Genomic DNA, 19,839 nt, shown 5'->3' with positions numbered 1-19,839 from the left:
TTTCGCCAATTTCATCTTTTAATCTCTTCAATAACAGACAAATCAACCTTATTCTGAGGAACACCTTGTTTTCTCTGCTCCCAAAGCTTATCTGCAACCCTGCCCCAAGCCTCTGAATATTCAATAAGTTTGTTTGCAAGTTCTTCAGCTGTCTCTGTCTCACCACCAATTTGTGTTGGATGCGCACCAGATTCTTCAACAATCTGTTTGAGCTTGAGCGGATTGTCTATCATAGGACATGGTCGCAGATGGTTCTCATTAAATGGAATATTCTTTCTGTATGCCATAAATAGTGGAGATTTTAAAGCATCCAAAAGCGAACATTCTTTTATATTGACATTTGAAAAGTGGATAAATGCACAAGGTTCAACATCACCGTTTGCATTGATATGAAGGTATCTTCTTCCGCCCGCAATGCACCCACCAGCTGGCTCGCCATCGTTCCAGAAGTCAAGTACAAATATTGGTTTTGACCATCTTATCTCTTCTATCCTTCTATACATGTACGCTCTTTGCTCTGGTGTTGCCATGTATGATATATCCGCATCCTTGCCAACAGGAACATATGTGAAGTACCAGCCAAACTTTGCTCCTTTTTCTATCAAGAAATCTATATATTCATCAGAAGATACCTCTTCGACATTGTACCTATGATATGTTGTTGAAAATCCAAACACAACGCCTGCTTCTTTGAGTTTTTCCATTGCAGTTACAACCTTCTTGAATACACCTTGACCACGTCTTTCATCTGTTGACTTTTCAAATCCGTCTATGCTAATGGCAAATGCCAAGTTGCCCACTTTTGCAACCTTGTCGATGAAATCATCGTCAATCAAAGTAGCATTTGTAAATGATAGGAATACTGTATCCTCGTACTTTTCACAAAGTTTTAGAATATCGTCTTTTCTCAGAAGTGGCTCTCCACCTGAGAAGATTATAAAGTAAATTCCAAGCTCCTGAGCCTCTTTTACAACCCTGTCAAGTATTTCATAATCAAGTTTTGCAGCTTTGTGATACTCTCCTGCCCAACATCCCTTGCAGTGCAGGTTACATGCAGCTGTCGGGTCAATTAAAATTGCATATGGAATATTTATGTCATATTTCTTGATGAGTTCAAGTTGTTTTGGAACACCTATAAAACCAGCATTCAGGAAGAAATTAATGAGAATCCTTTCTCTCACTCTTGGATTTGTTTCCTTGATAATCCTCATTGCATAGTGATGCCAAGAGCTATTTGGGTCAAGCAGATACTTTTTAGCATTCTGTATATACCATTTGTCTCTATCACGTCTTACTATCTTTTCTGTAAGGTCTAAAATCTTGCCTATGTTTTCTTCAGGATTATTCGAAAGATATCTAATTACCTGCTTTAGCACTGCTTCACCTATTATTTTCTTTGGGAGTTCCATATACTTATCACCCCTTTTTTCTTGCTCGACTTTAATTATAACTCTCTTGTTTCTAATATGTCAATAGTTATATATGCATATGTGTATATAAATATGTTTATTTTTTTTCAAAAACGTGATATAATGATACTTGTCATAACTACAACTTAAACGAAGGGGAGCAAAAATGACAAGGCTGAATGAAATACTGTATGCTCTTTCAGACACAACAAGGCTCAGAATTTTAAATATATTGGCCCACCGTGAACAAAATGTAAGCAGTCTTGTTCAGTTGATTCAGGAAAGTCAGCCAAAAGTGTCTCGCCATCTTGCTTATCTTAAAAATGTGGGACTTATAGAAGCCAGAAACCATGCGCAAAAAAGAATCTATTCAATAAAAGAGGATGTGTTTGAAAAATACCCATTTTTAAAAGCTCTCATTCAAGACCTTGCAAAGGTAGATATATTTGCGAATGATTTGAGACTTTTGTCTTCTCTTACTTAAAAATCGTGGCCAAAACAAAACTACAAAGAAGACCTCCTTGCAAAAAATCCGTAAAGGAGGTCTTTTTTATTTTTTGTACATCTTGATTTTTTTATCCACAGACTCTATAATGTTAAACATGGGTTGTTGCAAATTATTTGCAAGTAGGTGGAAAGGATGAAGCATCAAGATGTAAAGTCAATCTTAAACTTACACAATATAAAAGCCACGCGGCAGAGGATTGAAATATATAAGGTTTTGCAAAAGGCACAGCAGTGTTTATCTGCTGATGAGATACTGCAAACTCTTGAAGCACAAAACATGAAAATTAACCTTGCAACGGTTTACAGAAATCTTGAACTTTTTGTTCAAAATGGAATTGCAGTGAAATCTACTATAAATAGAAAACATTTTTTTGAGATAAAAAAAAGTAGCCATCATCACTATTTTGTATGTATAAAGTGCAATGCAAAAGCCGAAATTGTAGACTGTAAGATAAATCTAATTGAAGAGGAACTAAATAAAAGGAACTTCAAAATTCTGGATCACAATTTGGAAGTGTATGGGATATGCGATAAATGTTGTGGGAGGAAAGAATAATGAAGAAGATAAAGCTGCTAACTATACCCCTTCTTATTAGCTTCATGGTTTTCTTAAGTAGCTGCAAAAATGAATCTTTAACTACCACCAAAGGCACAGTCTACACTACTATCTATCCTTTGTATTCCATTACAAAACTTATAGCAGGACAGAATATAACAGTTGAAAAGCTTGTAAAGGACGGTGCGGAAATTCACTCATTTGAACCATCTTCACGTGACATTGCCAAAATCACATCAGCAAAGGCGGTGATATATCTCGGGCTTGTTGATGAATGGGTTAAAAAACCTCTTGAGGGAACAAAGGTCAAAATCTTTAGAGCATCTGAAGGTATAGGATTTGTAGATAATGACCCGCACATATGGACATCACCGAGGCTTTTAAAGAAAATAGCAAGAAACATTGAAAATTTCTTGACAAGCTTAGATCCAAAAAACAAAAGTTATTACCAAGAAAATGCTTCAAAGCTAATTGCAAGTCTTGATAAACTTGATAAGGAATTTTCTTCTGTTGTGAAAAATTCAAAAAGAAAAGAATTTCTAATTGCCCATCCCTCTTTTGGATATTTAGCAAGAGACTACAGCCTCAAGCAGTATTCAATTACAGGTGTGAATGAAGAAGAAGAGCCCTCGGCTCAAAAAATGAAAGAGATTGTTCAGCTTATAAAGGAAAAGAACATAAAGTACATTCTTGTTGACCCAAATGAAAATTTGCCTGCTGTAAAGACAATCGCAAAAGACACTGGTGTCAAAATTGTAAACATCTATGGAATGGGAATTGTAAACTCATCTCAAGCAAAAAATGAGACAATACTCAGCCTTATGGAAAAGAACTTAAAAGCATTTGAGATGGTTTTAAAATAAATGTTGTGGGAGAGAAAACCAGAATGATTGAACTTATAGATGTAAACTTTTATATTGATCAGAAAAGAATCCTAAAAGACATAAACCTCAAAGTTCAAAAAGGTGAGTTTGTTGCCATAGTCGGACCAAACGGTTCTGGTAAGTCAACACTTTTGAATATAATCTCAGGGATTTACGCCCCTACAAGTGGGAAAATACTAATATTTGGCAAACAACATCTTACGCCGCAGGATAGGCAGAAAATATCCTTTGTTCCTCAAAAGGTCACAAATTTTAACCAGAGCTTTCCTTTGAGCGTTTTTGAAACTGTACTTTTGGGACTTGTGCCAAAAAAGGGATTGCTTCAAAGATTTTCAAAACAGGACTTCGAAAAAGCTGAAAGCATTTTGGAAAAACTTCAAATAAAGCAGCTCAAAAACAGGCTCATTGGTGAGCTTTCTGGCGGACAGCAGCAAAGAGTATTTTTAGCCCGCGCGCTCATATCCGACCCACAAATACTTCTTTTGGATGAACCAACTGTGGGGATAGACAGTCTCTCTGAGCAGCTTCTATTTGAAATTCTTGGGGAAAAAAAGAAAGAAGGGACAACAATATTGATGGTGACACACGATGTGTATGCTGTAACTCAACATGCTGATACTATAATTTGTATGGGTGATGGTATGATTTACACTGCTTGCAGAGCAAAAGACTTTTCACCTTCAAAGTATGAAAGTGTATATAAATACAAGATAAAGAAAATTGAGCACAGACATTCTTATATTAAAAAATAACAAAATAACAGGATGTGATATTATGCTTCAATATGAATTTATGCAAAGGGCTTTTTTAGCAGGTGTGCTGGTTAGCATTATGACTTCACTTGTCGGAAATTTTCTTGTTTTGAAGAGACTTTCACAGATAGGAGACTCTCTTTCACATACAGCAATTGTTGGTGTTGCAGCAGCACTGTTATTTAATTTTAGTCCAACCATTGGAGCAATTATCTCAACAGTTGCATTTGCTTTGGCTATTGAGTATTTCAAATCAAGATTTAAAAGGTTTGAGGAAATATCCCTTGCTCTTACTTCAATAACCGCCCTTGGCCTTGCCTCAGTTCTGTTTGGAATTTTAAAAAGCAGTAGCAATTTAATGAGCTTTCTTTTTGGAAGCATAGTAACAATTGGGAATGAAGATGTATGGATTATCTTTGCAGTATGCCTTGTAACAGTCACTTTTATAGCAATGTTCAGAAAAAGACTTATTCTTGCTACATTTGATGAAGTTAGCGCAATGGTCTCAGGAATAAACACAAAACTACTTGATTTTTTGCTGGGTATAATTTCAGCAACAATAATTGCTGTTTCGGTCAAGATTGTGGGCGGTCTTTTAATCTCAAGCTTGATTGTTTTCCCAACAGCAATTGCGATGAGATTTTCAAAAAATTTTAGAATGCTTCAAGTAGTTTCACTTTTAGTATCATTAATTGCTGTAATAAGTGGTTTGACTTCTTCTTATTACCTTGACATTCCTCCTGGTGGATCAACAGTTTTGATATTTGTATTAATTTTCTTTGTAGTTGAAATTACTAACATCGCAAGAAAAAGAAGTCTTGCTAAAACTTTTAAATAAGCCTTCTTTCCAACATCCTGTAAGAGATTGCCTCTTGCAGGTGCTCTGCCTTTATCTCTTCGCTTCCTTCTAAATCAGCAACTGTTCTTGCAACCTTCAAAATTTTGGTATATCCTCTAAGTGATAGCCCCAAAGTAGTAAACGCTCTTTCAAGTAGCTGCTTTTCTTTTTTCGAAAGTTTACAGAATTTATTCACAAGCGACCCTTTCATCTGAGAATTATAAAATATGCCAAGCCCTTTGAACCTTTCAAGCTGAATTTGTCTTGCTCTTTCTACCTCTTTTCTCATAGCTGCTGAATCTTTGCAAATTGAGGAATTGAAATTTTCAAGTTTGACAACCTTTACTTCAACCTGAACATCAATCCTGTCCAAAATAGGACCAGAAATCCTGCCCAGATACTGCTTAATTTGAGCAGGTGTGCATGTACACTCCCTTTCATCTGACAAAAAATAACCACATTTGCAAGGGTTCATGCTACATACAAGCATAAACCTTGCAGGATATTCAATTGATGCGTTGACCCTCGAAATTGTTACATATCCATCTTCAAGGGGCTGACGAAGAACCTCTATTGTCTTTTTGTCAAATTCGGGAAACTCATCCAAAAACAAAACTCCATTGTGTGCCAGAGAAACCTCGCCAGGTTTTGGAACTCTACCTCCACCAATTATTGCAATCGAAGAAGAGGTGTGATGAGGACTTCTAAAAGGTCTTGCAGTGATAAGCGCCTGACCATCTTTCAAAAGTCCTGCACAGCTGTAAATCTTTGTCACTTCTAAGCTCTCTTCAAAGGTCATTTGTGGCAGGATTGTGGGTATGCGCTGAGCAATCATGGTTTTGCCGCTTCCTGGTGGACCAATCAAAAGTAGGTTGTGCATTCCTGCCACTGCTACCTCAACTGCTCTTTTGACATACTCTTGACCTTTTACCTCTGAAAAATCAACGTCATATGTAAATGTATCAAGAAAATTCATCTCATCTATTTCAACCTTATAAGGTGTAGCATTTTGAGGATTATCCAAAATCTCAACAGCTTCTTTTAAAGTTTTTACAGGGAAAACATCAATTCCTTTCACAATGCTACATTCTGCCCTGTTCTCATAAGGAACAATAATCTTTTTGATACCATTTTCCAAAGCTGAGATTGTCATAAGTAAAGCCCCATCTACCCTTTTGACACTTCCATCAAGAGATAGCTCTCCAATAATAGCAATCTCATAAGGGCTAATTTTAGGGTTTATCTGTTCTGACGACTTTAGCACAGAAATAGCCACAGGCAGGTCAAAAGATGACCCTTCTTTTTTAGTGTTTGCAGGTGCAAGGTTTACAATTATTTTTCTGTTTGGAAAGTCAAAGCCACTGTTCTTTATTGCTACTCTTATTCTCTCTTTTGCCTCTTTAATAGTCACATCAGGAAGGCCGACTATATCAAAACTCGGAAGGCCATTTGACATGTCTGTTTCAACTGTAACAATATAGCCTTTTATGCCAAGGTAAGAAGATGTCAAAACTTTTGCAAGCATTTTTTATATAGCTTTTCCTTTCCCTTTTTTATTAAAACTTTATCACAGCTTAATTTCTTTTTCAATAATAAACAAAAAAGCCCTTTTTCAAGGGCTTATATTTTTGAAGATGGTGAGCCATCCGCGACTCGAACGCGGGACACCCAGCTTAAAAGGCTGGTGCTCTGCCTACTGAGCTAATGGCCCATATTTAAGGTGCATTGTTATTATAGCTGATGTCTGCTAACTCTACAATACCAAACTTTTGTTCGAAATATACGAACAATTAACTTAAAATGATTATGCTGTAAAGTTTACAATAAATATCAATTATTTTGGAGATACCTTTTTATACAACAAATATATTCTTCAAAATCTTGCATATTTTCTTTTATAAACCTATAAACCAAACTATCATCAATTTCACAATAAAGATGTACCAGTTTGTTTCTAAACCTTGCCATTTGAGAAAGCCTTGTGCTAAATTCGTCATTAATAATACCTAATTGAGACAATGCCAAAAATATATCTGCATATGTTTCAGGCGTTTTTATATTTTTACCTTTTGTTTGTTCTATTGAAATTATTCTATTTCCAATGTTGATACATGTTTCAATTGCAATTTGCAAATACCTTTGCACTGCACCTTTTAAGATTTCATTTGCCATATATTCTTCAAAATCAACTTTTGATATGTCTTTCAACAACCCTGTATATTTTTTTAAGAGCTTTAAATGAAATAATATTTTTTCGTCCATATCTTAAAAACAAACTCCTTTCAATAAATCTTTACAAAGATTTCAAAAATTCCCTATAAAATTCTTCCCTGTAAGGTTTTATATCAAGATACTTTGAAATGACCTCTGTTTGAAAGTCAACCGTTTTTTCTGTATTGCTACAGTAAACTATCTTACCAGTTTTTAATACTCCGTATCTAACAGACAAAGGTGCACTATTGAGAACAACAAGATCAATTTCATCAGTTTTAAATATTTTCATAAGCCCATCAAGAATCTCATTTTCAAGTTCTTCCACTATTGTTTTGGAAAGTTCCTTGTCAAATAAAACTGCTATGTCTATATCAGAAAGTGGAGTATATGTGCCCATTGCAAATGAACCAAAAAGATAAGCAGCAACAACCTTGTTCCCAAATCTTCTGAAAAATTCCTCCAAATCTTCAATAGCTTTTTTAGCATGATCAATATCAACTTTATTTCTTCTTATCACTTTCAAAGCACCTTCTATTACTAAATTTTAATCCTACTTAAACTTTATTTTACCCTCATCTTACCTCTAAGTTTAGTTTAGAAAAATTGTAATACAATAACTTACCAACTAACCTTCGAACAAAAATATACTCTTGCAGATATAATGTGCAACCAACAAAGATAACAAAAAATCTGTTCCAAGATTGTTAGATTGCTGAAATACAAACACAATTACAAACATAAGTAAAAATGAGATAATAAGAACTCCCAGTAGATAAGAGAGAGCACCTTTTTTGAGTTTCACTTTTTATCAACTCTCTCCTATAGTGATTCAAAGTATCTTTGAATTATTTTATCAAAAATTCCTAAACTGCGCAATAAAAGAGAATCTTTTTTCTCAATAAAATTCTCTTTTCAATATTTCTTGGGGAAAGTAGATTATTTTTGTATATTTCTTACATTCTAATTATTTACTACTATAACAGCCATAAATCTAAGGAAAAAATATGTGAAATGCAATTAATGAATTGACACAAAGAAAGTTTTTTAAACAACCTAAATTTTTGGATTTTAAACTTCTCCTAAACCCTCAAATAACCTAAATTCTCATATGTTTTCTCTGCATATTGAAAGATAACTTATTGGACATAGTAAAACCACCTCACGCACTCATTTGCGTTCGGTGGCTTTGATATCATTTTGTAAGTTCTGCTCCTTTAAAACACTGCTGGACTTGATGATTTAATTACCAATTTACATTTTTAACAATGTGTTGTAACCCATGATACTTCTCTAAAAACAAAAATGGCTGGGGTGGGTGGATTCGAACCACCGGAATGCAGGAGTCAAAGTCCTGTGCCTTACCGCTTGGCGACACCCCAACATAATTTAAATGGGGTGGATAATGGGACTCGAACCCATGACCTCCAGGGCCACAACCTGGCGCTCTAACCAACTGAGCTATATCCACCACCTCTTTAACAAGCAAATCATATTATAAAAGCAAAGACTATATTAGTCAATAGCGATTATATGTTTGTTATTGTTAAACTCTTTATAAGCATGGTCGCAAAAGAACCTGCAGGAAGATAGAATTTTATCCTCAGCTTATAATACCCTTCATAAAAATCATCTTCTTCAAAGCTTGAAACCTCAAGCTTTTCTGGAAAGATTATGGCAGGTCTTAAAAATGATTTAAAATACCAACTTTTAATTTTCTTTGTATCAAAGTCCGAAGTCTTTACTCCTCTTTCATTTAAAATTTCCAAAATAGCGTTATTTACAATATCACTCACATATGGTATTTTTGATGAGACGGTTGGAATTTGAAGATTTTTAAGTTCATTTAATGACTTTTTCGATAGTGTAGTATAAATTAAATACTCCATGATTTTACCTTTTACAGGTTTCAGTAAATCAGCATAATAAGGTAAAATGGAACTTAAAGTCCTGTTCCATATATAGCTCTGGTAAGCAGAAAGAAAAATAGACATTTCTTCTTTGGGAATAAGATTGAGCGCTCTAATTAAATAGTGTCTGCTATTGCCTTTTAATAGAGTTTTTATAATATCCCTTTCTACCTTCGTTTTACAAAGAGGAAGTATCTTTTCGAAATCTCCCCAAAGCTCAGAGATTTTTTTCTTCCTCTCCTTTTCTTCTTTTTTATCTTCAGGATGAATGGTTGTAAAATAAAGTTTGAGAGCACCGTTGTAATGTTTTTTAACAATCTTTTCGCCTATGAACTCATCTTCACTTTGGGTGCTTCCAAACCGCTGGTCATCAAAGTAGTTGGGAAAACCAAACTGCTGTACTTCGTTCAGTCTTTGTAAAATTTTTTCATCCTTATTTTTTAATTTTCTCATTGTTATTTCAAAAAAATTTCCTTCGAGAATCAAAGGAGATACAAAATCATCTGAATATCCTATAAACTCTACCTTTACATTTTCTTTGTTAAAATTTATGGTATATTCTCTTGGCACAGAAATATACTGAAAAGTGAGTGCGTGTCTGTCTTTTCTCCCAGCACAGCCAATCTTCTCAAGTGGAATCTTGTTTTCTTTTGAGATAAACCTGAGAGCATCAACAGTGTTCCAGTGCCTTTTTGCTAAAAGATAAATTTTGTATTTGCCAGATGGTTTTATTTCAATCTTAAGTTTTTCTTTCACAACAAAATCCTCTGGTAAAACCTTAATCTTCAAACTATTATCACCCTTTAAAATCCACAATTTTTCAAAACTCTTATTGACACCTTATTTTATTATGATATCATTATATATTGTTGTCAACAAACTATTTTACTGAAAAAATCGGGTAACAATAAATATTATGAGGAGGTGGTAGAAGTGGATGTATTAAAAGGTGCTGTTGACTTTGTACAGAACAAAACAAAAGTTGAAGTAAACCAGAGAGATATAGAAAAAATATTGTCGGCGCTGAACTCCACAAACCATTTTTGGGAAGTTATTTTCCTTTCACAAAAACCATTTGCTGTGGTAAGAGAAACAATCAACTATCTTATTTCAATAGATTTTGTTAAGACTGATGAATCGGGTAACTTGATATTAACAGAAAAGGGGAAAGAATTTATAAGTGCTAACAATATTCCTGTTGTAAAAAATTACACATGCCAGTACTGTGAAGGAAGAGGAATAGTCTTTTCTGAAATCAAGGATGCTTATGAAAAGTTTAAAGAGATTGTCAAGACAAGACCTGATGCAATAGTTGAATATGACCAAGGTTATGTAACAGAAGAGACAGCATATTCACGAATTGCGCTGATGATTAAAAAAGGAGACTTGGTTGGAAAAAGGCTAATAGTATTTGGTGACGATGACCTTGTTTCAATTGCAGCAGCACTAACAAAACTACCAAAAGAGGTCATAGTTTTAGAGATTGATAAACGACTTGTTGACTTTATAAATCAGGCTGCAAAAGAACACAATTTAAACCTCAAAGCTATTGAATATGACTTTAGAAACAAACTTCCTGATGATTTTGTAAAAAGCTTTGACACATTTACAATAGACCCACCAGAGACAATTGAGGCTTTAGACCTTTGCTTTACAAGGACAATTTCAAGCTTAAAAGGAGCAGGCTGTGCAGGTTACTTTGGTCTTACAAACATTGAAGCTTCACTTTCAAAATGGCATGAATTTCAAAAACTTTTGTTGAACAAGTTCAATGCAGTTATTACAGACATAATTGAAAATTTCAATCATTATGTAAACTGGAATTATCTCTTGCCATCGCTCGAAAGTAGCCTTACTTTTGTAAATGTTCAACCAAAGCTCAACTGGTACACATCAAGTATGTACAGGATTGAGCTTGTAAAGGATGTAGACATTAAAAATGAATTTATTAATTGTGAACTTTATATAGACAACGAAGCTATACTTTATAAGGAAAATTAATCCTTGCTCTTTTTCTCTTTTTTATGTTAAAATATCTTGTGGTTTTTAAGCTTTTGAGGAGAAAAGGGAGGGAAATTAAAGATGGCAATGTGCGAAGTTTGCGGTAAAAAAGTTGCTTTTGGAAATAAAGTAAGCCACTCAAACAAGAAATCAAGAAGAACATGGAAGCCAAATGTAAAGAAAATAAAAGTTCTTTTGCAGAATGGTCAGAGAAAGAGAATATATGTGTGCACAAGCTGTATAAAGGCGGGCAAGGTTGCGCGTGCCTAAAAATAGAAAAGTTCAAGATAAGCAATCAAAGTTTATCTTGAACTTTTTTCTTTATTTATCATCACTTATTTTAAACAACTTTTTTATTAACTTGCTCAAAAACCTTGGCATTTTAAACACCATGATTCTCATTTTACTTTCATCTCCCATCTTTCAAAAATAGATATATCCCTATACCTATTAACAAAACTGCGATTATAAAGGCTAAAAGCCATGGAGGCATCAGTAGCGATATCAGAATCCCTATACCAATTAGAAGTAGAACAAGACCTAACCATTTTTTGTTTTTGTGCGAAAAATGCTTGCTCATACCATAAATATATTCTTTCAACAGCTGGTTTTATTCTATTATATTCATTAGAAAACATATGAGTGACAAAAAAAGGGTGGAAACTTTTTGTGTCCACCCTTTTGTATCTTTTATCAATCCTTTAAAAACTCAACTGTTTTATCAAGTACCAATCTTTCCCATTCATACTTGTTAAATGTATGGTCAGCACCTTCAATTTCAACAAGATCAGCCCTATCCCCTAAAATCTGTTTATATTTTCTTCCAACCTCGATTGGTACGGCTTGGTCATTTGTCCCATGCAAAATCAAAACCTTACCAGGATATCTTTTTATTTCTTCAAAGAAATCATACTTTTGCAAATCGTAATAAAAATCCTGAGAAAGTAAAAGTCCTCCTAAGTCTATATATCCCTTTTCCTTAATTGTTGGATTTGTTTCAACCACATTTTTAGCAATCTCTTTCATATTACCTGCAGGTGCCCACAATACAACCTTGTAAAGTTTTTCTTTATATTCACCAGCAAGATATGAGGATATTGCACCGCCAAGTGAAAGCCCCACTATCGAAACCTTCTGCTTGTCAACAAAATCAAGAGAAAATAGATACTCTAAAATACAGCGTGCATCGTCAATCTCACGCGTAACTGTCATGTCGTAAAACTCTCCGTCTGACTCGCCAGAGCCTGCAAAATCAAACCTCACACTTGCAATCCCATGTTGTTCTAAAAGGCGCGAGAGCTTTACAAAGATAAAATGCGGTTCCATTTTGTTTCCTGTAAACCCGTGAAATATAGCAACAGCAGGGATTCTCCCCTCGTATTCCTCTGGTGTATGCAAATAACCTCTTAGCACCTGACCTATTTTATTTTTGATTTCAACATGCTTTTGCATTCAAAATCCCCCTTTGATCTTATATTGCTCTGCAGGTTTCCCCCTCAACAATTGAGTGCTCAACAATTAGTCTCTTGTATGTCTTGTAAGGCTCCTCAAGTTCTTTTATTAGCATCTCAGCTGCATAATATCCTAAATAAAATATATTGGTATTTACAGTTGTCAATCTTGGCGAAGATAGCTTAGAAAAAATTGATTCGTTAAACCCTATGACAGACACGTCATACCCTACTTTCAAATCAAGCTCCCTGCACGCTCTTATTGCTGCATATGCAACAACCTCGTCAATACACACAATAGCCGTTGGCCTGTTGGGTAATTGCAACATCTGTTTTGCCTTTTCATAAGAGCTTTGCTCATCAAACTCAGTAAACATGACATATTGGTTCTCAACTGGAATTTTGTATTTGCTAAGAGCACTTTTGTAACCAGAAAGTCTATCTTGAGTCAAAACAAGATTTTCCATTCCACCCAGAAAACCTATTTGAGTGTGTCCAAGCCGAATTAGATACTCTGTTGCCTCAAACGCAGCTTTTTTGTTATCATTGTCAACCCAATTTACATAATCTTTGTCCTTGTCAGGTGAACCTATCAGAACAAAGGGAAATTTTAGGTTTCGCAAGTATTTTATTGCATAGTCGTTTATACGAGATGTCAGAAGTATAAAACCATCCACTTTCTTGCTTTTAATAAGCCTCTCTAAACTTTCTCTTTCCTTTTCAGGAGGCACAATCGAAAGCACTATTTCATATTCAGTATTGTTTATATAGCTGCAGATTCCAGATACAACTTGGTCGAAAAACGTAGAAGTCAGAGTTTGCTCAAGCCTTCTTGGCATAAAAATGCCCACCGAATAAGCCTTTTTCATAACAAGACTTTTCGCACTTGCATTTGGGATATATCCAAGTTTTTTTATCGCTTCCATCACTCTTTTTGTTGTCTCGGGAGAAATTTTTGCTTTACCAGATAACACTCTTGACACTGTGGAAGGTGAAACACCTGCTTCTCTTGCTATGTCTTTAATAGTTACCATCTTAATCTCATCCCAACTCTTTCTTACCTTTATTCTCTTAAAGTTTAATTTCAATAATACCAAATATTCTGAAAAATTGCAAATTATACTGAAAAGCTTGATTGCCTTTAGCTCTCAGAAGATTTTATTTCTGGCAATGTCATCTCAATCACAATATGATTGTCACCAGTTGAATATGTTATCAGATATGAACCCTCAGGATAATATAGCGCAAACTTGTTTTTGAGAATATTCATCACTTCTTCAATCTTCTCATGGTTTTTTACAACATCATTGTAATATATTCTTATATTCAACATTCCTGATAGTTCAAATATTGAAAGCTGGATTACACTTTTAATTGGAAGCTGCCTTTCTGAACAACTGGTAAAAAGCTTTGCGATAAAACTCAGTGTCCCATGAAGTATAAATCTTTCTTTCACACTATCGTTGTGGAAGTTTACAACTATTTCAAAATTGTTCTTGAGTGAATAAACACAACCAGAAAGAATTGTTTGAAATAACGTAACCTCATACCACAGCGGGACAAATATGCGGTTTGAATACACGCTTGCTTCTAAGGCGTCTAAAAGTGACATGGCAAGCCCTTCAATTTCCTTTTGTCCTTTTTCAACGGCTATTCCATATATAATCTGAATATTTCTTATTATCATTTCCTTGTAATCAAAAATAAATTGGTTTTCAGCCCCACTTTCTTCTTTTACTAAATGAAATTTATTCTTTAATGTTTGCACAGCACTTTCAAATTTTTTATCATCTTCATTGAAAAACTCAAAGTTACTCTCCATCAACTTTAAAACATCCTCTATCTTCTTAACTCGTCCACCAAATTCATTTATAATAGGTAAAATCCCAAAAACATATCCTGCAGCTACAATCAAGCTTAAACTTATACAGATCAAAATCCAGGAAACTATGCTATATGTATGAGTTTGAAGCTGAATATACAAAACAAGTCCAAAAAATAACAGAAGTTCTGTAAATGTGACTATCCCATACGCTCTTGTAAACTTTTCTTTCATAAACTTCTCACCAACTGCCAATCCCTTTCTTGTATTCTTTTAAATATATACCCATATTTTTGAGACATATGCACAAAAAGTTTAGTACTTCTTTGTCAAAATACCTGTATGTTAATTCAATTTTAATATTATTTAAACGGTATTAGCAACTACTTTTTGATTGTAAAATTTCACAAAAATTTAAACACAACCTTTATACTCTTTTCACTACCCTTAGATGACGCAACTTCAATGGCTTTTTGATAATCCTCAAGTCTAAAATAATGAGTAATAAGCTTCTCATATGGAATTCCGTGCTGCTGAATAAGGCTCAGTGCAAGCTGATACGTAGACATCTTGTATTCATTTATATTCTCTGTGCTGTAACAGTAAGCACCTTTGACATTTAGTTCTTTAAACCAAATAGGAGTCAAATCCAAATCTTTCACAAGTGATGCAAGCCCCACAAGAATATAGCTTCCTCGCTGTTTTGTAAGCCACATGCCATCCCTAATGGTCTTTCTTGACCCTACACAGTCAAAGACCTTGTCAAACCCCCCAAGCAAGACTTTATCACCAATCATTGGTTTAAATATTTTAGCATCAGATATTTTGGCAAGTTCATCTAAATATCCTTCTTTTGACTTTACCACTCTGTTTGCACCAAACTCTTTTGCCAAATCTGCTTGAAAATCATATTTTGCTAAAGCCGTAATATCTGCTGAGCTTCCAAGTTTTCTCAAGCTCCAAATAACTAAAAGTCCAATTATTCCGGCTCCATAAACCAAAACCTTTTCGCTATCTTTTGGAAAACTTCTCATAACAGGATGAAGAGCTGATGCTAATGGGTCGACCAGTATCGCCTCTTGGTCCTTGACAGTAGCAGGTACTTTTATAACCTGCGACTTGTGTGCAACAAAATATTCGCCCCACGACCCACCTGTTGTGCTGCACGCTCCCATAATTGTACCAGGTGAAAGCTTTCCTTCTGTTATATTAAGACAGGTTGAAAATTCCTCTTCCTGACAAGAGCTGCATCTTGGAAGTTCTCGTGCGTCACAGTCAAGCACCGGGTCAACAATGACTCTGTCACCTATTTCAAACTCCGAAACAGCTTTGCCTTTTTCAATTATCACTCCAAGATTCTCGTGCCCTATGACGAAAGGAAATGAAGCAAAAGGTGAGGTTGAGGGTGAATCGTGTAAAAATATGAGATTTAAGTCAGAACCGCAAATTCCTGCGTATGTGGTTTTTATTTTCACATAGTTCTCTGATGGAAGCTCAGGTTCAGGAATGTCTTTAAGTTGAATACATGAAAATCTATTGTAAAAAAACTTCTTGGAAATTTTACCAAGCAAAAGAGTTCTTATGTACTTTGCAACATTTGCATCAAACACAACTGCTTTCATTCTTTATATCTCCTTTCTCTCAAAAATTCTGCCAAAAACTCTAAGAGGCTGCACACTATCCTTGCAGCCTCTTGTAACTTAAAAGCTCATATTTAAATTATACCGTATTTCTTACCCAAGTGTTCAAGGACATCTAATGTTCTGTCAAGATGCTCTTTTGTATGCCCAGCTGTAATAGACATTCTAATTCGCGAAAGTCTTCTTGGAACAGCAGGATAAAACACAGGATTTACATATATCCCTGCTTCATGAAGCTCTCTGCACATCTCTTTTACTTTGTAATCATCCCCTATAATTATTGGAAAAATAGCAGTTTGCTGGTTACCAAGATTAAATCCAAGCTTTAGAAGGTTTTCTCTAAAATACCTGATATTGTCCCAAAGTCTTTGGCGAAGCTCTGGTTCCTCTTCAATAACATTCAACGCTTCAATTAAAGAGGCTGTTGCCTGTGGTGTTGGTGCTGTTGAGAACATGTATGCTCTTGAATAAAAGTGTAGATAGTTTACAAGCTCTTTGTTTGTTGCGATAAATCCACCAACAGCACCAAGCGCTTTTGATAAAGTTCCTGCAACTATATCAACCTTTCCTTCCACATTGCAATGTTCAGGTGTTCCTCTTCCGTTTTTGCCAATCACACCTGTTGCATGGGCTTCATCGACCATGACAAATGCGCCATAAGCATGTGCTATTTCAACAATCTGGTCAAGCGGGGCGATGTCACCGTCCATTGAATACACACCATCAACTATGACAAGTTTTGTGTTGTATTTGTCCTTAACCTTTTTCAATACTTTTTCTAAAGAATCCATATTGTTGTGTCTGAAAAACTCTACATTTGTATTTCTACATCCATCGATTATACTTGCATGTACATACATATCAAGTATAGCAACGTCCTTTTCGTGCAGAATTGCTGAAATTGTCCCCAGATTGGATCCATAACCACTTGTGTAAATCAGAGCATCCTCACAGCCTTTGAACTTTGCAAGTTTTTTTTCAAGCTCTACATGAATGTCAAGTGTTCCACCAAGAAGTGGCACAGACCCAGCCCCTGTACCATACTTTTTGACAGCTTCAATCCCTGCTTTAATTGTTCTTGGATGTTTTGTTAGATTGAGATAATCGTTTGATGCAAGATTTATCATCTCTTTGACCTGTCCTGTGTAATGGTCGATAATCTTCATTGTTGGTCCTGACCCTGTTATTGAAACTCTTCTGTATTGATAATGTCTTCTTCTTACATAATCTTCCTTGTACTCCCAGAACTCTTTTGCAAGTTCCATAATATTTTTATCTTCACTCTTCATAAAATCAGCAAGTGAAAATTTTGTGGTATCAATCACTTTTTTCAACCTCCTTCTGAACACATTTTTGTGCACATGTATAACTTAAAAAAATTATTTAAAAATGGGATTTCCGCTATTGTCAATGTCAAGATGAAGAGCTGCAAAGTCTTTCCCAAGTCCCGGCATCGCTATTATATCTCCGCACATGACAACCACAAACCCAGCTCCATTTTTTATCTCTATATCTGTGACATTCAGAACAAAATCCTTCGGTCTTCCCAACACTTTCGGGTCATCAGAAAGCGAATACTGAGTTTTTGACATACAAATGGGAAAATGTTCAACCTTGAGGTTTTTTATAAGCTCAAGTTTTGACAAAGCTGCTTTAGAAAATTTTACATCTTTGGCGCCATAGATGATGGTTGCAACTTTTTTAATTTTCTCCTCGATAGAATCACTGTCTTGGTAAACAAAGTTTATTTTTTTCCTTTTATTGCTCACCTCTATAACCTTTTCAGCAAGATCAAGCACACCTTCTGAGCCATGAGTATATGCACTTGATACTGAAAATTCTACACCCATTTCCTCACAAAAAGACCTGATAAGCTCAATCTCTTCATCTTTATCGTCCGGAAACTTATTTAAAGCCACCACTGTCTCAAACCCCATGACTTTGAGATTTTCAATGTGCTTTTCTAAATTCTCAAGCCCTTTTTGAATAGAATGTACACCACTTTGTAAACCACTATTTTCTTCAATCTTCGCATGATGTTTTAATGCTTTTACTGTCACAACCAGAACAGCAGCTTGTGGATATATTCCAGATTTTCTTGCAACAATATTTATAAACTTCTCTGCTCCTAAATCCGACCCAAAACCTGCCTCAACAACTACATATTCAGAAAGCTTTTGAGCAATTTTTGTTGCAACAATGCTATTTGTTCCGTGTGCAATATTTGCAAAAGGACCACCATGAACAATTGCAGCGGTATATTCAGAAGTTTGAACAAGGTTTGGTTTTAGTGCATCTTTTAACAAAAGAGCCATACTCCCATGGACATTCAAATCCTTGGCATACACAGGTTTTTTGTGATAGGTAAAACCTACTAATATATTTCCAAGTTTTTCTTTTAGATCGTCATAGCTCATTGAAAGACACAAAACTGCCATCACTTCAGAGGCAACAGAGATAACAAACCCATCTTCTCTTATAGCACCTTTCTGGTCATTTGAAAGTCCAACTATAATGTGCCGAAGACTTCTATCATTCATATCCATTGCTCTTTTTATGGTTATAGACTTTGGATTTATTCCAAGGCTATTTCCATGATAAATGTGGTTGTCAATGGCAGCGCAAAGAAGATTGTTTGCAGAGGTCACTGCATGAATGTCTCCTGTAAAGTGAAGATTTATATCAATTGAGGGCAAAATCTGAGAAGCGCCGCCACCTGTTGCCCCACCTTTTAAACCCAAAAACGGTCCTAAGGAAGGTTCTCTTAAAGTAACGATAGATTTAAACCCCAGCCTGTTTATTGCCATAGAAAGACCAATCGCAGTTGTCGTCTTCCCCTCTCCAAAAGGTGTTGGGTTAATAGATGTCACCAGAATAACCTTGCCGTCTTCTTTGTCTGCTTTTTTCTTAAGCACATCTAAACTGATTTTTGCCTTGTACTTCCCGTAAAGCTCAAGGTCATCCTCGTCAAGCCCTATTTTCTCTGCAATCTTGGATATAGGCTCAAGAGTGGTCTCCTGCACTTTTGATATGCTTTTCATAGGTAGATTTCACCTTGCCTTTTGATATGTTTTGTTTAAAAATCTCTCGCGATTTACAATAAACCTTTCGTGAATTCCTTCTCCAATCTTTTCAAAAGCGTCATACGCCTCAACTTTAAATGTGAGTTTTCTGTCTTCAATGGCAATCAGCTGGGCAACTGCTTTTACTTTCATTCCCTTTGGTGTTGGTGCTAAGTGTAAAACATCTACTTTGCTTCCAACTGTGGTATAACCTTCTTCTAAATAATTTTCGACACAAAGAAGTGCTGCCTTTTCCATCAGCGCTATCATCGAAGGAGTTGCAAATACATCCAAAAGCCCGCTTTGAAAATGAGAAGCAAGCATGTTATCGTTTACTACTTCCTCAATCTCAAATTTAAGTCCAACTTGAAGTTCTGGTTTTTTCAATATTAAATGCGCCTCCTTTGAATGCTGCTATGTATTTGGAACACTATTTGAACATTCTTATATGGTGCACAATTTTGTTCACAATATACGCTAATAAATATATTACTTCTATTTTGCGGAATTGTCAATTACAATTATGAAAAAGTTTGACTTGAAAATGCTGATAATATGAATTATAATTGATTTTGCAAAATGAAAAAGGCGGAGAGATGGCCGAGTGGTCGAAGGCACACGACTCGAAATCGTGCGCACCCCCAAAAAGGGTGCCGTGGGTTCGAATCCCACTCTCTCCGCCATTAATATTTTTTGGGGCGTGCAATCTTCACTTCTCAAAATATATGCATTGGTAACAGAAAGATTGTCTAAGATTTGTGGTACAATAATATTTAATTAAATATTCTATAGCCAA

21 protein-coding genes and 4 tRNA genes are annotated in these 19,839 nt (G+C 35.3%); 8 read left to right on the top strand and 17 right to left on the bottom strand.

Annotation, left to right across the window (positions count from 1 at the left end; genetic code table 11):
- Positions 1-11 precede the first annotated feature (11 nt).
- Positions 12-1,409 carry a radical SAM protein gene (locus CALKRO_RS02290; RefSeq protein ID WP_013429506.1) on the bottom strand — a complete coding sequence of 466 codons (1,398 nt, stop codon included), beginning with the start codon at positions 1,407-1,409 and terminating at the stop codon, positions 12-14.
- A 166-nt stretch (positions 1,410-1,575) separates the two neighbouring features.
- Here CALKRO_RS02290 and CALKRO_RS02285 point away from each other — a divergent pair, with 166 nt between their 5' ends.
- From CALKRO_RS02285 to CALKRO_RS02265, 5 genes are all read left to right on the top strand, one after another.
- The gene (locus CALKRO_RS02285; RefSeq protein WP_013429505.1) at positions 1,576-1,893 is read left to right on the top strand and encodes an ArsR/SmtB family transcription factor; all 318 of its coding nucleotides are present in this window, start codon (positions 1,576-1,578) and stop codon (positions 1,891-1,893) included.
- A gap of 156 nt (positions 1,894-2,049) precedes the next feature.
- Positions 2,050-2,472, top strand: a complete 423-nt coding sequence (locus CALKRO_RS02280; RefSeq protein ID WP_013429504.1) for a Fur family transcriptional regulator — start codon at positions 2,050-2,052, stop codon at positions 2,470-2,472.
- Positions 2,472-3,335, top strand: a complete 864-nt coding sequence (locus tag CALKRO_RS02275; protein ID WP_013429503.1) for a metal ABC transporter substrate-binding protein — start codon at positions 2,472-2,474, stop codon at positions 3,333-3,335. The genes CALKRO_RS02280 and CALKRO_RS02275 overlap by 1 nt, the downstream gene beginning before the upstream one ends.
- A gap of 23 nt (positions 3,336-3,358) precedes the next feature.
- Positions 3,359-4,108, top strand: coding sequence for a metal ABC transporter ATP-binding protein (locus CALKRO_RS02270; protein WP_013429502.1), 750 nt, complete (start codon positions 3,359-3,361; stop codon positions 4,106-4,108).
- A gap of 22 nt (positions 4,109-4,130) precedes the next feature.
- Positions 4,131-4,946, top strand: coding sequence for a metal ABC transporter permease (locus CALKRO_RS02265; RefSeq protein ID WP_013429501.1), 816 nt, complete (start codon positions 4,131-4,133; stop codon positions 4,944-4,946).
- On the opposite strand, the gene CALKRO_RS02260 is transcribed toward CALKRO_RS02265, so the two are convergent.
- From CALKRO_RS02260 to truD, 8 genes are all read right to left on the bottom strand, one after another.
- Complete coding sequence (locus CALKRO_RS02260; RefSeq protein WP_013429500.1) at positions 4,939-6,471, bottom strand: YifB family Mg chelatase-like AAA ATPase; 1,533 nt, start codon at positions 6,469-6,471, stop codon at positions 4,939-4,941. The genes CALKRO_RS02265 and CALKRO_RS02260 overlap by 8 nt on opposite strands.
- Before the next feature lie 110 nt (positions 6,472-6,581).
- Positions 6,582-6,657 (bottom strand) — tRNA-Lys (locus tag CALKRO_RS02255).
- A gap of 119 nt (positions 6,658-6,776) precedes the next feature.
- Positions 6,777-7,208: a type VII toxin-antitoxin system HepT family RNase toxin gene (hepT, locus tag CALKRO_RS02250; RefSeq protein ID WP_013429499.1), complete on the bottom strand. Its 432-nt coding sequence runs from the start codon at positions 7,206-7,208 to the stop codon at positions 6,777-6,779.
- Between the two features lie 31 nt (positions 7,209-7,239).
- Positions 7,240-7,677 carry a type VII toxin-antitoxin system MntA family adenylyltransferase antitoxin gene (gene mntA, locus CALKRO_RS02245; RefSeq protein ID WP_013429498.1) on the bottom strand — a complete coding sequence of 146 codons (438 nt, stop codon included), beginning with the start codon at positions 7,675-7,677 and terminating at the stop codon, positions 7,240-7,242.
- A 108-nt stretch (positions 7,678-7,785) separates the two neighbouring features.
- Positions 7,786-7,962: a hypothetical protein gene (locus tag CALKRO_RS13655; RefSeq protein ID WP_167316271.1), complete on the bottom strand. Its 177-nt coding sequence runs from the start codon at positions 7,960-7,962 to the stop codon at positions 7,786-7,788.
- Positions 7,963-8,463: 501 nt separating this feature from the next.
- A tRNA-Gln gene (locus CALKRO_RS02240) sits at positions 8,464-8,539 on the bottom strand.
- Between the two features lie 12 nt (positions 8,540-8,551).
- Positions 8,552-8,628 (bottom strand) — tRNA-His (locus tag CALKRO_RS02235).
- Positions 8,629-8,686: 58 nt separating this feature from the next.
- Positions 8,687-9,856 carry a tRNA pseudouridine(13) synthase TruD gene (gene truD / locus CALKRO_RS02230; protein WP_041741516.1) on the bottom strand — a complete coding sequence of 390 codons (1,170 nt, stop codon included), beginning with the start codon at positions 9,854-9,856 and terminating at the stop codon, positions 8,687-8,689.
- A 144-nt stretch (positions 9,857-10,000) separates the two neighbouring features.
- Here truD and CALKRO_RS02225 point away from each other — a divergent pair, with 144 nt between their 5' ends.
- Both CALKRO_RS02225 and rpmB read left to right on the top strand, forming a co-directional pair.
- The gene (locus CALKRO_RS02225) at positions 10,001-11,068 is read left to right on the top strand and encodes a bis-aminopropyl spermidine synthase family protein (protein WP_013429496.1); all 1,068 of its coding nucleotides are present in this window, start codon (positions 10,001-10,003) and stop codon (positions 11,066-11,068) included.
- Between the two features lie 81 nt (positions 11,069-11,149).
- Entirely contained in the window at positions 11,150-11,338 is a 189-nt protein-coding gene (gene rpmB / locus CALKRO_RS02220) for a 50S ribosomal protein L28 (protein WP_013429495.1), read from the top strand.
- A 139-nt stretch (positions 11,339-11,477) separates the two neighbouring features.
- Here the strand turns inward: rpmB and CALKRO_RS02215 are convergent, their stop codons facing one another.
- The 8 genes from CALKRO_RS02215 to CALKRO_RS02180 all read right to left on the bottom strand — a co-directional run bounded on the left by CALKRO_RS02215 (position 11,478) and on the right by CALKRO_RS02180 (position 19,430).
- Entirely contained in the window at positions 11,478-11,669 is a 192-nt protein-coding gene (locus CALKRO_RS02215) for a hypothetical protein (RefSeq protein WP_148222751.1), read from the bottom strand.
- A 92-nt stretch (positions 11,670-11,761) separates the two neighbouring features.
- Positions 11,762-12,520 carry an alpha/beta hydrolase gene (locus tag CALKRO_RS02210; protein ID WP_013429494.1) on the bottom strand — a complete coding sequence of 253 codons (759 nt, stop codon included), beginning with the start codon at positions 12,518-12,520 and terminating at the stop codon, positions 11,762-11,764.
- A 19-nt stretch (positions 12,521-12,539) separates the two neighbouring features.
- Positions 12,540-13,553 carry a LacI family DNA-binding transcriptional regulator gene (locus CALKRO_RS02205; RefSeq protein ID WP_013429493.1) on the bottom strand — a complete coding sequence of 338 codons (1,014 nt, stop codon included), beginning with the start codon at positions 13,551-13,553 and terminating at the stop codon, positions 12,540-12,542.
- Positions 13,554-13,660: 107 nt separating this feature from the next.
- Positions 13,661-14,575 carry a hypothetical protein gene (locus tag CALKRO_RS02200; protein WP_013429492.1) on the bottom strand — a complete coding sequence of 305 codons (915 nt, stop codon included), beginning with the start codon at positions 14,573-14,575 and terminating at the stop codon, positions 13,661-13,663.
- Between the two features lie 170 nt (positions 14,576-14,745).
- Positions 14,746-15,963, bottom strand: a complete 1,218-nt coding sequence (locus CALKRO_RS02195) for a zinc-dependent alcohol dehydrogenase (RefSeq protein ID WP_013429491.1) — start codon at positions 15,961-15,963, stop codon at positions 14,746-14,748.
- 92 nt (positions 15,964-16,055) lie between these two features.
- A complete protein-coding gene (locus tag CALKRO_RS02190; protein ID WP_013429490.1) occupies positions 16,056-17,306 on the bottom strand; it encodes an aminotransferase class I/II-fold pyridoxal phosphate-dependent enzyme in 1,251 nt (416 codons plus the stop codon).
- Positions 17,307-17,360: 54 nt separating this feature from the next.
- The gene (locus CALKRO_RS02185) at positions 17,361-19,022 is read right to left on the bottom strand and encodes a formate--tetrahydrofolate ligase (protein ID WP_013429489.1); all 1,662 of its coding nucleotides are present in this window, start codon (positions 19,020-19,022) and stop codon (positions 17,361-17,363) included.
- Positions 19,023-19,031: 9 nt separating this feature from the next.
- Positions 19,032-19,430: a thioesterase family protein gene (locus CALKRO_RS02180; RefSeq protein WP_013429488.1), complete on the bottom strand. Its 399-nt coding sequence runs from the start codon at positions 19,428-19,430 to the stop codon at positions 19,032-19,034.
- A 203-nt stretch (positions 19,431-19,633) separates the two neighbouring features.
- Here CALKRO_RS02180 and CALKRO_RS02175 point away from each other — a divergent pair.
- A tRNA-Ser gene (locus CALKRO_RS02175) sits at positions 19,634-19,726 on the top strand.
- The last annotated feature ends 113 nt before the right edge of the window (positions 19,727-19,839 follow it).

It is taken from the genome of Caldicellulosiruptor kronotskyensis 2002 (genome assembly GCF_000166775.1).
GTDB classification, from domain to species: Bacteria; Bacillota; Thermoanaerobacteria; order Caldicellulosiruptorales; family Caldicellulosiruptoraceae; genus Caldicellulosiruptor; species Caldicellulosiruptor kronotskyensis.
The sequence above is the reverse complement of the archived record's forward strand: the minus strand, read 5'-3'. Positions and strand labels throughout refer to the sequence as shown.

Bases quoted from the DNA above. Each gene is read 5' to 3' on its own strand.
- CALKRO_RS02290 (WP_013429506.1), bottom strand. From the start codon at position 1,409: ATGGAACTCCCAAAGAAAATAATAGGTGAAGCAGTGCTAAAGCAGGTA.
- CALKRO_RS02285 (WP_013429505.1), top strand. From the start codon at position 1,576: ATGACAAGGCTGAATGAAATACTGTATGCTCTTTCAGACACAACAAGG.
- CALKRO_RS02280 (WP_013429504.1), top strand. From the start codon at position 2,050: ATGAAGCATCAAGATGTAAAGTCAATCTTAAACTTACACAATATAAAA.
- CALKRO_RS02275 (WP_013429503.1), top strand. From the start codon at position 2,472: ATGAAGAAGATAAAGCTGCTAACTATACCCCTTCTTATTAGCTTCATG.
- CALKRO_RS02270 (WP_013429502.1), top strand. From the start codon at position 3,359: ATGATTGAACTTATAGATGTAAACTTTTATATTGATCAGAAAAGAATC.
- CALKRO_RS02265 (WP_013429501.1), top strand. From the start codon at position 4,131: ATGCTTCAATATGAATTTATGCAAAGGGCTTTTTTAGCAGGTGTGCTG.
- CALKRO_RS02260 (WP_013429500.1), bottom strand. From the start codon at position 6,471: ATGCTTGCAAAAGTTTTGACATCTTCTTACCTTGGCATAAAAGGCTAT.
- hepT (WP_013429499.1), bottom strand. From the start codon at position 7,208: ATGGACGAAAAAATATTATTTCATTTAAAGCTCTTAAAAAAATATACA.
- rpmB (WP_013429495.1), top strand. From the start codon at position 11,150: ATGGCAATGTGCGAAGTTTGCGGTAAAAAAGTTGCTTTTGGAAATAAA.
- CALKRO_RS02210 (WP_013429494.1), bottom strand. From the start codon at position 12,520: ATGCAAAAGCATGTTGAAATCAAAAATAAAATAGGTCAGGTGCTAAGA.
- CALKRO_RS02205 (WP_013429493.1), bottom strand. From the start codon at position 13,553: ATGGTAACTATTAAAGACATAGCAAGAGAAGCAGGTGTTTCACCTTCC.
- CALKRO_RS02200 (WP_013429492.1), bottom strand. From the start codon at position 14,575: ATGAAAGAAAAGTTTACAAGAGCGTATGGGATAGTCACATTTACAGAA.
- CALKRO_RS02195 (WP_013429491.1), bottom strand. From the start codon at position 15,963: ATGAAAGCAGTTGTGTTTGATGCAAATGTTGCAAAGTACATAAGAACT.
- CALKRO_RS02185 (WP_013429489.1), bottom strand. From the start codon at position 19,022: ATGAAAAGCATATCAAAAGTGCAGGAGACCACTCTTGAGCCTATATCC.